Source organism: Pseudomonas sp. o96-267, assembly GCF_003935465.1.
Taxonomy (GTDB): domain Bacteria; phylum Pseudomonadota; class Gammaproteobacteria; order Pseudomonadales; family Pseudomonadaceae; genus Aquipseudomonas; species Aquipseudomonas sediminis.
Window position 1 is genome coordinate 49,731 of record NZ_RHQP01000015.1, and the last position, 12,359, is coordinate 62,089.

Annotated in this window: 11 protein-coding genes; 5 read left to right on the top strand and 6 right to left on the bottom strand. The window is 61.9% G+C overall.

The features are described 5' to 3' along the window. Positions 1–61: 61 nt before the first annotated feature. The 6 genes from cpaB to EGJ86_RS12430 are packed head-to-tail and all read right to left on the bottom strand — an operon-like array spanning position 62 to position 7,064. Positions 62–2,092 (bottom strand): Flp pilus assembly protein CpaB, encoded by a 2,031-nt coding sequence (gene cpaB / locus EGJ86_RS12405; RefSeq protein WP_125835280.1) that lies wholly within the window; start codon positions 2,090–2,092, stop codon positions 62–64. Between the two features lie 56 nt (positions 2,093–2,148). Beyond that, positions 2,149–3,093: a hypothetical protein gene (locus EGJ86_RS12410; RefSeq protein ID WP_125835281.1), complete on the bottom strand. Its 945-nt coding sequence runs from the start codon at positions 3,091–3,093 to the stop codon at positions 2,149–2,151. Between the two features lie 29 nt (positions 3,094–3,122). Continuing rightward, a complete protein-coding gene (locus EGJ86_RS12415; protein ID WP_125835282.1) occupies positions 3,123–3,788 on the bottom strand; it encodes a hypothetical protein in 666 nt (221 codons plus the stop codon). Further along, the gene (locus EGJ86_RS12420; RefSeq protein ID WP_125835283.1) at positions 3,781–4,776 is read right to left on the bottom strand and encodes a hypothetical protein; all 996 of its coding nucleotides are present in this window, start codon (positions 4,774–4,776) and stop codon (positions 3,781–3,783) included. Before EGJ86_RS12420 ends, EGJ86_RS12415 begins: the two co-directional genes overlap by 8 nt. Next, on the bottom strand, positions 4,773–6,785 hold the full coding sequence (locus EGJ86_RS12425) for a hypothetical protein (protein WP_125835284.1): 2,013 nt from the start codon (positions 6,783–6,785) through the stop codon (positions 4,773–4,775). The genes EGJ86_RS12420 and EGJ86_RS12425 overlap by 4 nt, the downstream gene beginning before the upstream one ends. Positions 6,786–6,806: 21 nt before the next feature. Further along, positions 6,807–7,064: a Flp family type IVb pilin gene (locus EGJ86_RS12430; RefSeq protein WP_218565884.1), complete on the bottom strand. Its 258-nt coding sequence runs from the start codon at positions 7,062–7,064 to the stop codon at positions 6,807–6,809. Between the two features lie 375 nt (positions 7,065–7,439). Here EGJ86_RS12430 and EGJ86_RS12435 point away from each other — a divergent pair, with 375 nt between their 5' ends. The 5 genes from EGJ86_RS12435 to EGJ86_RS12455 all read left to right on the top strand — a co-directional run bounded on the left by EGJ86_RS12435 (position 7,440) and on the right by EGJ86_RS12455 (position 12,320). Further along, positions 7,440–7,970: a molybdopterin-dependent oxidoreductase gene (locus EGJ86_RS12435; RefSeq protein ID WP_125835285.1), complete on the top strand. Its 531-nt coding sequence runs from the start codon at positions 7,440–7,442 to the stop codon at positions 7,968–7,970. After that, positions 7,970–9,022, top strand: a complete 1,053-nt coding sequence (locus tag EGJ86_RS12440; protein WP_158620903.1) for a response regulator — start codon at positions 7,970–7,972, stop codon at positions 9,020–9,022. The genes EGJ86_RS12435 and EGJ86_RS12440 overlap by 1 nt, the downstream gene beginning before the upstream one ends. Continuing rightward, complete coding sequence (locus EGJ86_RS12445; protein ID WP_125835287.1) at positions 9,019–10,374, top strand: sensor histidine kinase KdpD; 1,356 nt, start codon at positions 9,019–9,021, stop codon at positions 10,372–10,374. Before EGJ86_RS12440 ends, EGJ86_RS12445 begins: the two co-directional genes overlap by 4 nt. A 148-nt stretch (positions 10,375–10,522) precedes the next feature. Continuing rightward, positions 10,523–11,407, top strand: a complete 885-nt coding sequence (locus EGJ86_RS12450; RefSeq protein ID WP_125835288.1) for a sugar nucleotide-binding protein — start codon at positions 10,523–10,525, stop codon at positions 11,405–11,407. Next, positions 11,400–12,320: an NAD-dependent epimerase/dehydratase family protein gene (locus tag EGJ86_RS12455; RefSeq protein WP_125835289.1), complete on the top strand. Its 921-nt coding sequence runs from the start codon at positions 11,400–11,402 to the stop codon at positions 12,318–12,320. Before EGJ86_RS12450 ends, EGJ86_RS12455 begins: the two co-directional genes overlap by 8 nt. Positions 12,321–12,359: the final 39 nt, after the last annotated feature.

A 12,359-nucleotide genomic window follows, 5' to 3' on the forward strand; every position in this document is an offset into this window, starting at 1 on the left:
GCCCCAGCAAAACTTCTTATATGGTGGTCACGTGCCGCGGCGCGGCACGTTGAGGTTCGGGTTATTCCAGGCGCAGCGTCTGAACCGGAATCACGCCATTGCTGCCGGTGCCTCCGGGAATGAACTGGATCATCCGGTTGGCTTCGCGCTTCGGCGCGCTGCCGCTGTCGCGCGGGGTCTCCAGGCCGACAGTGACGCCGCGGTAGAGCACGTTGCCGTTGGCGTCGATCACCTTGCCGTCGACCAGGCGGCCGATCAGCTTGCCGTCGGCGCCGTAGACGCGGTCGCCGCGCAGGGTGCCGATGACGTTGCCCTGGGCGTCGCGGACGATCTGCACGACGTCCTGCTGCACATCCAGGCTGGCGCCTTCGATGGCCTTGCCGCTGGTGTCGACGGCCTTGCCGTCCTTGATCGAGCCGACGGTACGGCCCTGGGCATCTATGATCTGGTCACCGACCACCGTGCCGATGACGTTGCCGCTGGCATCGCGCACCACCTGAGCGGCGTCTGCCAGTGGTTTGCCATCGGCACCGAGCAGCGCCTGTTCGACCTCGCCCAGGACCTTGCCGCTGGCATCGACCACCTTGCCGTCCTTGACGGTGCCGAGCACCTTGCCGTCGGCATCGACCAGCTTGCCGTTCTGAATGGTGCCGAGGATATTGCCGTCGGCGCCGCGGACCACTTCGCCCATCTCGCCGACCAGATTGCCGTTGGCGTCGAACAGGGCAGTGCTCAGGGTGCCGAGAATCTGGCCGTCCAGGCCGATGGCCTTGCCGTCTCTGACGTGGCCGATGAGTACGCCGTTGGCATCCTTGATTTCTTCGCCCTCGACGAAGCCGATGACCCTGCCACTGGCATCGCGCACGACCGGCCGCTCGTGGGTCTGCGCGGCAACGGCGGTTTGTACCTGCGAACTGCGCATGTCGATGACCTGGCCACTGGCGTCCAGGGCAACATTCTCCTCGACGCGCCCCAGGCTCTGGCCATCGAGGCCAATAGCCTTGCCGTCCTCATATTTGCCGATGACCTGGCCGTTGCGGTCGACCACCTGGCCGTTGACGACCTTGCCAATCACATTGCCGGCCTCGTCACGGACGACGGTGGCCTGTTCACGCATGCGCAGCAGCGGGTCATCGGCTGCCAGGCCGCGCACGATCCGGCCCATGACCTTGCCATCGAGGCCGATGGCCTTGCCGTCGATGATCTGACCGATGATGCGACCGTCGAGGCCGACCACGTTGTCGCCAATGATGCGGCCAAGCAGATTGCCGTTGGCATCGAGTACCACGTCGACGGTTTCCGCGGGCAGCGGGTCAAGCAGGCTGGCCACGGTAATCTGGTCCAGCGAGGCGTTGCTGGTGTCTTTCGGGTTGCGCAGTACCGCCACCAGCTCGCCGGCCTTCTCCGCTACTTCCACCCGCGCCGCCTGGGCCGGGCTAAGCATCAGCGAAAGGGTGGAAAAGCCCATGTTGAAGCCGTCGGCGGAGTTGCGGTCGTAGTGTTTCTCGTACTTCTTGCCCTTGGCATCTTCACGACCGGCGGCCAGTACCTCGACGTTCTCCAAGACGGTCATGACGACCTGGTCGGAATAGTTCGGTTGCTGCTGCAAGCCGACGTCCCCGGCAGAGAAACTGCCCAGCAGGTCGATACGATCACCCGGCCGGAGCATGCCGTCGAAGGAGTTTATCTTGTTGACCTGCACGGTCTTGATGCGCTTGCCCAGTTCGACGTTTTCGGAGAGGCGGGAGATGCGCGTGCTTTCCAGCGCATCCCAGGTGATCGGGCGGCCGCGTTGCAGCGGAGTGACCACCATGCGGTTCTCCACGCGTGGCCAGTCTTCAGCCAGCACGGCGTTGGAGGGCAGGTATTCGCGCGGCACGTCCATCGCGGCGACGTTTTCCCGTGACAGGGTCTGCGATTTGCCGATGTCTTCCTTGGGGACCACCACCGCGGCCATGACCTGAGTGGCGGGTTTGTAGGCCGCCTTGTACTGGGACTCCTTGGCCTTCAGGTACGCCCAGCCCAGAACGGCGGCCAGTAACCCGCAGGCGACCGCGATTATCAGTAGTTTTTTACCTGAAACCGATGACATGTTGCTCCCCGTTTCCTAAAGACGCCCGTTGCTGCAGGGCGATCGCGATGTGCTTGTTATTTGTCTGATATGACCCAGTGACCGCCCGGATAGAGCGTGGCCTGCTTGGCTGCGTTGCAGGCTGCCGCCGTGGTCCTGACGTTGCGCAGCGAAGCCGGTTCCGCTAGGGCCTGCTTGCCCGAGGCGCCCAACGTGGCAACGGGCGTGCTGAACCCGGCCAGGGTGATGATGTCGATGTCGGCCATTTGCGCATTGCTCAGAACCACGCAGGGCGAGATGTTTTCCCAGCCTGCGGGTGGCGTGGCGTACGCCACGCTGAGCAGTTGTTCGGCGCTGGCGCTGATGCCGGTACCCAGCGTGGTCTGGGCGTACACGCTGGCGAGACCGTAGATGCGGCCGCGGCTCTCGAAACCTGCGGCCTGCTTGCCATCGCCGACGTACACCGTATTGGTGGGCTCGCGCTTGTCGACGGTGACGCCGGCGGGCAGGGTCAGCGGTCGATAGCTGCCGGGATGGTAGTAGCCGCCATTCATGTAGTAGGCGAAGCCCAGCAGATTGCCATTGGCGTCATACAGCGCCTGAAGGGTCAGCGCGTTGCCTCGGCTATCGATGGGGGTGACGCTTACCGGGTTGCCGTTGTTGTCCACGCATAGTCCGGTCATGTCACAGGTGGCGATGGTTTCGCCGTTCTTGTCGACATAGCGGTCGCCGTCCTGGATGCCGATCAGGTTGCCCAGTTCGTCAAAGATCCCGGTGGGCAGGCTGGCGGCGGGCAACTCGATGTCAGGCTCGCCGGGCTCGGTTGAGCCGTCGTCGTAGTCTTCGCCGGGAACCACTTCGTTGAAGCGCACGCGATGGCTGTCATACAGCTGCACGCGGTTCATCTCGCGCGACTGGGTGGCGTAGTTGTCCTGCATGGCCTCGAAGATGCTCTCGACGTCGGCCATGGTGGCCACCATCACCGCACCGGTTACGCCCAGTACCACCAGGTACTCGGTCATCGACTGTCCAGCCTGCCGCCTGTACATGATCAATGATCCATCCGGGTCAGCAGAACCTGGGTATTGGTTTCGTGGCGCAGCAGCCCGATGGTCATAAGCTCGCGGCCCTTGGCGTAATTGAGCACGACGCTGCCGGCGAGGGTGCTGCGGTGTTCCAGTTGCCAGCCCTGGTGCAGCATTTCGCTTTCATACCAGGCACGAGTACGGTGGATGTCGTCGGCTATCAGCAGCAGGGTCAGGCGACCCTTGCGCAGAGGGTCATCACTGCGCATGTCGCTGACCACCTGGGCATCGGCGGGCATCGGCACGCCTTCGCCCAGCGCTCGATCACTGGCGTTCGGCGCGGGCGGGTTGGTCAGCAGCAGCTTGCCGTAGCTGTAGCGCTCGTTCTGCGCCTGTACTTGCACCATCATCATGCAGCGCTCGTTGAGGTGCAGTATCTGCTCCCAGGGGCCGAAGGTGGTGTAGTCGACGGCGTCCTTCCATTGCTTACCGTAAAAACTCTTCACCTGCTCCGGCGTAGCCGGGACGCGGAAGCTGCGCACATTCATGGCGTTGTTGTTCCACTGCATGCCATCGGCAACCATGCCGAGCAGCATGGAATCCATGCGCGGGAAATCATCGTAGTCGCAGGCGCCATGCGCCTGGCTGCTGAGCAGTGCGAGCATGGCGACGAGAGGAGTGAGCTTAATCATCGAGATAGCAGAAGCCGGTTCGGGGGTTGCACTTGACGTCGCTGTCGGGGATCGGTGCGGTGTTCACCGGGGCCAGATCAATGTGTTTGAACGACGGCTCCATGATGCTGACGGCGGTCTTGATACCGTCCCATAACGGGTTGTCTTCCAGGCCGGTACCGAGGACGAAATCGTCGGATTTCTCTCGCATGTGCAGTTCGTCCTGCGCCACCCAGGCATCGGCCAGGATCGCTGCGCGGGCGTTGACCGAGAGCGGGGCATCGCCGACCAGCGGCTTGTTGCCCAAAGTGCTGCCGGCCAGTGATACCGGTATGCGTACGTCGCTGCTGTAGAGGTTGCGGCGCGGATGGGCGATCTGCAGCAGGTCTTCATCGCCCTGGCCGAAACTGAGGATGTTCACCACCTTGGCGATGGGATTCATCAGGCTGTTGTAGCCGCCGACCAGGGTGTTGGCGAGCGAGGCGGGTGCGCTGTTGCTCATACTGGAGCCTTCAGCGCTGGCTCCGGGCAAGGTCATGGCGCGACTTTCGCCGCTGGTCCAGCGCCAGAAACGATTGGTATCGGCGTTGCCTGCGGCGGAGATGTCGTCGTCGCTGAACAGACGCGCCTTCTGCTCGTACGTCAGCAGACGCTTTTCGGCACTGTTGAAAATGTCTTCGTTGCTGCGGGTCGGCAGTCCCTCCACCGTGTCGAGCTGCGCATAGAGGCTGCGGTCGGCTGGCGAAATAGACGATATCTGGCTGCGGTCATACTGCGACGGGCTGTAATCGCGACTGTTCTGCCCGAGGTGATCCTCGGCGGTGCCATACCAGACGGTGCGTTCCCAAGCGGCATAACGCGCCATTTCCTGCGACTTGAAGGCCATGTCGGTGAGCTTGCCGACCACCGGTACGGCGACGAACATCAGCAGCACGCAACCGGCAACCATGACCACGAACTCGGCCATCGCCTGTCCACCGATGCGATGGGGCATGCTGGTGCTTTTCATTGCAGCGTGTCCAGCATGCCGGCCTTGACCTTGTCGAGCACATTGCCGCTGATTTCGTTGATCACCGGCTTGGCGACCGGGGCGATCACCGGCGGCAACTTCTCCAGGGCACGGTCGATGCCTGGCAGGATCAGGTAGTCGGTCGCCACATCCATCAGCAGACCGACCACGGTCGCCGGGCCGAAGTCCGACAGGCCCAGCACGTCGGCGAGATCGATGTCGCCGGACGCGATCATCTGCACGACCTTGCTCGGCTCGCGCAGGCGGGCATCCCACCAGGGACTGTACTGATTGGGCGATTCGTCCCGGCCAGGTGGCGGGGCGAAGTAGGTCTCGGCCGAGGAGATGGTCATCATGCGCTCGGAATCGCCGCCCCAGGCAAAGTCCATCGGGTTATTGCGTGTGTCGGTATCCAGTGCGAAGCGACCCTGACGAATATTCAGGCCATTGGGGTTGTCGCTGGTTTTTACCGCTGACAGAGGCTTGGAAACGGCAACGGTGAACTCCTTGCTGCGTCCGCTTTCGGCGTGGGCTTCACCTAGGGCGAAGAACGAGGGCGAGCCGCTATAGCCATTGGTGACGTCTTCGGCACGGTTCAGACCATAGATGCTCAGCACGTTGCCCCAGGCCCAGGTGGCGGCGTGGATTGGGTCCATGGCGTCGCCATAAGGCGTCTTCGATATCAGGCCGGCTTCGACTGGCGTTCCCCACTGCGGGCCGAACAGCTTTTCGTCGCCGACGTTGGTGACCAACTGGTGCGTCGCGCCGCCTAGCGGGATGCCCATGCCAAAGCCGAACTGCAGCGGGGGAACATCGACGCAGCCGAGTACCGGCAGGCAGATGCGGATCTGCAGGCCGACATCGATCTGGAAGCCGATCGAGCTGTGATCCACCGAGGCCCATCCGTAAACCGGTGTCTTGCTGCCGACGGAAGAGGTGCTGAGCGGGTTGTAGACGTAGGCGGTGCCGCCTTCGTTGCCCACGCCGACGAAGGCCGACAGGTTCAGCTTGATCTCGAGGAAGCCCAGGGAAAAATTCAGCGAGAGGTCCAGCGACGGACCGAAGTTGAAGTCGCGCTGATTCAGCCAGGTGTTGCGCTGAGTGTTGACCAGCGCTGCGTATTCGCGCGCGGCGTTGCGCGAGTCGATATCGTTGGGCGTACCGCTCTTGCTGTGCATCTCCGGGGCGACATTGACCAGCATCGAGCTGGGCACCAGATCGCCGGTCTTGGAGCCGAGGAAGTCGGCCAGGAAACCTTGATCGTCAGGCTCTTCCAGCCCTTCGGCGTCATTGGGCGGGGTTGGCAGCGTTCCGCCTGGGGCCGGCTCGCTGGCCACCAGTTGGGTGAGCAGATCCTGCACCGGCAACATGTCGGCGAAGTAGGTCAGGATGAAGTTCTGAATCAGCAGCGCGGTGCTCAGCGGCGCCACTTCGAGTGTGTCGCCGCCGGGTTTGTCCATCACGTGCCGGCCGACCACGTCTGCGGCGATTTTCGTCTGCGCCTCGAAGGTGGCGATGGCGAAGGCCTTCTGAAAGAAGCCCATGATGGTGTTGAAGCTGGAAACCACCTGTGGATAGACATTGACCACAGGCAGAGAAACGAAGCGGGCGCCAATGCCCAGAATCTGCCACGGCAGCGTGGCGATGCTGACCACGTCACCAATGGTCGGGCGCGGAATGATGATGGCGATCGGTAGCTGGTAGATCGGGAAACTGTTGATCCAGCGCGGCATGTTGGCGTAGCGCTTGCCCCAGGAGGCCAGTGCCACGACCTGACCGACCGACAGTTCGTTGGCGACGATGGCGCGGTTGGTGTAGGCGATCAGGTTCTGGTGACGGGCAAACAGCTTGGCCTGTGAGTAGGCCGCGGCATCGGCGGCATTTTCCACCTGCACGCGATCACGGGTGAGAATGCCCTGGTTGAAAAGCAGGATCATCCCCAGCCCGATCAGGCCCATGAACAGCAGGCCAAATACCATGGCCTGCCCGTTCTGCTGCTTGCACTTCACGGCGTGCGTCCAGCGCTAGCGTTACTGGCGCTCGTCTTGCTTGAAACTGCCGAGATTATGAGCGGTGCTGCCCGCCTGTTGAGCCTCGGTACCGGTCGCCTTGGCCGCCTGCGTGGCTTCTCCGCCGCCCAGTTCGGCGGCCATGTCACCGACCTGCTCACGTACCGTGCTGCCGAACAGGTTGTAGACGACGATGGCGGAAATGGCGATCAGCGCAACGATGATGATGTACTCGGTCATTCCTTGACCTAGTTGGCGGATGCGTGACTTCATTGGCATAGTAGCGTTCCTGAGATTGGGGCCTGAATCAAGCAGGTTCTCGCCGCGTGATTACGGGCAGGAACTGCGAGTGATATTGAGCGGAACTTTAAGTGGCCCCGCTTGTCCTGCGCCCCGTTCGTTCAGATAGGTTTTCGGTCGATATCTTGAAAATGCACTTTGCATTCATTCACGATATGCGCCGTTTGCCTTTGAACAGGGCCCGTAGAGGCTTTGGATCGCGCGTTCTTGCTGTTGATCGATGGGTCAGGAATTGCCGGTGGAAGGAGTCACGCCTTTTTGAAACGGCGCTTGGCGATGTTGGTCGGGTGCTGCTGCCAGTTACTAACTAGAAGAAATGAGTCGTTCGCGACTTGAACAACGAGGTGGCGGTCAATGTTATTGAAAACGGTTCGTTGCAACGCTCCTGCCCAGGGGCGCAAGCAAGCCGTGCGTGCCGTGGTAGCGCTGGGGCTGATGGTATTGGCTGCCGTGACGCATGCGGAAGGTCTGTTCTCTCCGATGTTGACGCTGCGTATGGGCGATCAGGTGGTGACGCTTGAGCGGGAGCGGCTCGATGCGATGGTTCAGTCCGAGTTGCAGACCAGTACCACGTTGCAACCGCAGATCGGCCGGTGGCAGGGAGTGCTGGGGCGTGATCTGCTGGCTCATCTGGGAATCCCCGAGGGTGTGGTCAGGCCCATGACCATGCGTTCTTGGGACGATTACCGCATCGACATGACCACCGAGGACTTTTATCTCTGGGATGTGTTGATTGCCACCCGTCTCAATGGCGAGCTTCTTGGAGTGGAAGACCTCGGGCCATTGCGTGTGATCTATCCGCGCGACCAGCATAAAGCGCTTCAGGATTCACGCTTCGACCACCGCTGGGTATGGCTGCTGCGCAGCATCGAGGTGACTCCCTGATGGGCGCCTCGGGCAAGGTTCGCGTGCTGTGTATCGAAGACGAGCGAATGCTATTGGATGACCTGCGCGACGAGCTGTGTGCCGCAGGTTACGAAGTGAGTACGGCGGAATCCGCGCATCAGGCGTTCAAGCTGTTGGGCGAATTCACCCCGGATCTGATTCTGTGCGACGTGATGCTGGGGGGGGATGACGCAGCTGATGGCTATGCGGTTCTGCGGCACGTTCGAGATCAGCGTCCAGATCTGCTGGCTACACCGTTCATCTTCCTCACGGCATTGAGTGAACGTGACGACCTGCTGCAGGCGAAGCTGCATGGCGTTGACGATTATCTGGTCAAGCCGGTTGATTACGATCTGTTATTGGCGACGATGTCCGCTCGCTTGCAGCAGATCGGTCGATTGAAGGATGCCAGAAGCAGTTCTCGCGACGAGCAGGTGGAACGCATGCGCAGCGTACTGTCGCAACTGCCGGGCGCGGTATTGCTTTGTGATGGCGATGGGCGGCTGCTTTATGCCAATCAGCGTTCCCAGCACCTGCTCCAGGAGCAGGCGCTATGGCGGGTGGATGGCGCCGGAACGGTGATCTGGCCACATGCTGTGCCCGAATCGGTACGCCAGTTGCACCTGAACCTTCGGCAGATGTCTGCGCTGCCGGGAGAGTCTCGTCGGGTGCAGACTCTGGACATGCGCAACTCTGGCGACAACGCATTGGTCAGCCTGATCAAGATCGATTGTGGTGATGCCTCGATGGTGGCTGCCTGTCAGTTGTTTGCCCTGTTCATCTGCAACGCACAGAGCCGCCCGGCGCCTGATGAGGAGGCGCTGCGCATGCTGTTCGGTCTGACGCGCACAGAAGCCAAGGTTGCGCGGCTCCTGGCGCTTGGCAAGCGTAGTGAAGAAGTGGCAGAAGTCTTGTTTGTGTCGGCTACCACCGTCGCCTTTCACCTGCGTAATCTCTTTCAGAAAACCGGAGTTTCTCGACAGAGTGACCTGGTGGCACTGATCCTTGCTGCTGGCTGGACTTTGCCGAATCTCGGTGGGGAGCAGTTGTGAGGGCAGCAAGGTGGCTGCGAGCGCTGGCGCTTTTGCTGGTGGTATTTTTCGGCGGGCTGCTGAGCTACAGCCTGATTGCGCTGCTGGATCTGCAAGAGGAACTTGCCGAGGACCTGGGGGAGAACATGGTCTGGGCTGCAGGTCAGGCAACCTATCAGGCCAGTCTGCTGCTGCAGGCGAGTCAGTTGCCCAGTGAGGGGCATCGGGGCAATGCTGCATTGCAGCGACATCTTTTGCGGGCGCGGTTGGAGGTTCTGCTGTCCCCTAGCCAAGCCAATTTCATGCAGCGCGCCGGTGTGCTCGAGCAGCTGCAGCAGGCCAGAAATCAGCTCGGGGAGGCCGACGTCGATCACGCGGCGATGCAGGCGCTGCTTCACGATATCGGTCGCAAGATCATGCAGGTCGAGCGCGAGCAGGCCGGTGAGCGTCGCGACGTCTACAAGCGACTGATGCATCAACTTATTTTGTCGATTCTCTGCGTCATGGCCGCTGGCGGGGGGCTGTGCTGGCAGTTACTGCGCAGCATGTGGGCGAGCCAGCGAGCTCACGACCAGATTGCCGAGCAGCATCGCCACACCCGTAAGCTGCTCAGTGACCTGGAGCATGAGCGCTCGGTGCGATTGCGCTATCGCGATTTCGTTTCGTTGATGTCACATCAGTTGCGTACTCCCTTGTCGGTCATCGATTCCAGTGCTCAGCGACTGATGCGCCAGAGTGAAAGCGAGTCGGGCCCGGTGGCCGAGCGGTCGCAGCGCATCCGTTCTTCGGTAGGGCAACTCAACCGCCTGGTTGGGCGCCTGCTCGACGGACTGCGGCTGGACGAGACGGGTACCTTGGTACAGAGCTCCCTGGTACTGTCACGCTGCCTCTGGCGGGATATCGTCGGTGAGGCTATCGAACGCTTCGCTGACACGCTGGCGGGGCGGCAGGTGCAGCAGGAATGGGCCCTGGAGTGTGAAGGGCAACTGCTTTGCGACCGCCTGTGGAGCGTGGAGATTCTCGTCAACCTGCTGTCGAACGCGCATAAGTACAGTCCGCCAGACCAGCCGATCCTGATCAGGGTATGGAGACGAGACAGCTGGTTGTACTGCGCCGTACGTGATTTTGGCACTGGCGTGCCGGAGGCGGAGCATGCGCAGATCTTCGAGCGCTTCTATCGCAGCGCCGGTACCCAGCATCTGAGCGGTGTTGGGCTGGGACTGCCGATTGCCCGCACGCTGGCGCAGTGGCAGGGTGGTAGTCTGAGCGTGCGCAACGCCGAGGATGGCGGCGCCGTATTTACCCTGGCACTTCCCATCGGCAGCGGCGATGACGATATCGCCCAGAGTACGGCCCTGGTGCTTCCCGCCTGATCGTGCGACCGCAGTGGCCCTCGCCCGGCTGCGGGGTACAACGTGGCGCGTTATAGTGACGTGCGTGATCGAAAACCGCAGAATGGCGCCTTCGCTCTGTTGTTCGGGGTGTATCTCTTATGCTTTTGGGTAGGTTGCTAAACCAATCATGCGAATGCGGTTGTTACTTTTGGGGGGCGGCAACGCCTTGGGAAAGGCCCTGGTGCATCAGGGTGCCGAGGAGGGCATCGGCTTTCTCGCGCCTCGTCCACTACAAGATGGCTGGGATGCGAAGAGCCTGACCGAGTTGCTTGACGACACCCGCCCGGATGCCGTGATCAACCTCGCCTACTACTTCGACTGGTTTCAGGCCGAGTCGGTAGCAGAGCCGCGTCTGCACACCCAGGAGCGTGCCGTGGAGCGTCTGGCCGAGCTGTGCCAGCACCACTCCATCGTCCTTCTGCAGCCGTCGAGTTATCGCGTTTTCGATGGTTCGCGGGTCACTGCCTACAGTGAAAAGGAGGAGCCGATCCCCCTCGGCCCGCGTGGACAGGCCCTGTGGCGACTGGAGCAGAGCGTGCGGGCGATCTGTCCGCGTCATGTGTTGCTGCGCTTCGGCTGGTTGCTCGATGACAGTCGCGAAGGGTTGCTGGGGCGATTTCTACAGCGGGCCGAGCGCGATGATGCGCTGTATCTCGCCGATGATCGGCGCGGTAATCCCACGCCGGTGGACGATGCCGCGCGGGTGATTCTGGCCGTGCTCAAGCAGCTGGACTGCGAGTCGCCCTTGTGGGGCACCTATCATTACGGCGGTCATGAGGCGAGTACGGCGCTGAGCCTGGGGCAGGCGATATTGAGCGAGGCGCGTCACTATCGCAGCAACCTGGTCGAGGATGTCGCCCCCCAGGCGCACGCCGCTCGCCCGGATGCTGCCGACGAACCACAGCACGCCGTATTGGCCTGCAAGAAGATTCTTCACACCTTCGGCATCAAACCGCGCGCCTGGCGCTCCGGTCTGCCGAGCCTGCTGGACCGTTATTATCGCCATGGCTGAAATTCTCGTAACCGGCGGCGCCGGCTTCATTGGCTCGCATCTGGTCGATGCCTTGCTGGCCGCCGGCCACGGCGTGCGTGTGCTGGACAATCTGTCCATGGGCAAGCGCAGCAACCTGCCGCTGGACAACCCGCGTCTGCGCTTCATCGAAGGTGATGTCGCCGATGCCGAGGTGGTCGCCCGCGCGGTAGCGGGTTGTTCGGCCGTGGCGCATCTGGCTGCGGTGGCTTCGGTACAGGCCTCGGTAGACGACCCTGTCGCCACGCATCAGAGCAACTTCATCGGCACCCTGAATGTTTGCGAAGCGATGCGCCAACACGGTGTGCGGCGTGTGGTCTACGCCTCCAGCGCGGCGATCTATGGCAATAACGGCGAAGGCGTGGCGATCGATGAAGCCACCGCGAAGGCGCCGCTGACGCCCTATGCGGCAGATAAACTTGCCAGCGAGCACTACCTGGATTTCTACCGCCGTCAGCATGCGCTGGAACCGGCGATATTCCGTTTCTTCAATGTATTCGGGCCACGCCAGGATCCGTCGTCGCCGTACTCCGGGGTGATCAGTATCTTCACCCAGAGGGCGCAGCAGGGGCTGCCGATCAGCGTTTTCGGCGATGGCGAGCAGACCCGGGATTTTTTCTATGTGGGTGACCTGATCGAACTGCTGCTGCAGGGCTTGCTGGGTGAATTCGTCGAGCAGCCGGTCAATGTCGGCTGGAACCAGGCGGTAAGCCTCAATCAGTTGCTGGCGGAGATCGGTGCGCTTTGCACGGGCTTGCCGCTAGTCACCCACTCGCCTGCACGAGCTGGCGACATCCGTCACTCTCGTGCCGACAATACGCGTTTGCAGGCTCATTACCGTATGCCGCCGCAAACGCCTCTGCGTGAAGGGTTACGTCAGTTGCTCGAACAGTGAATCGGGCACATGAAAAAGCCGGCTTTCCAGACTGTGTGA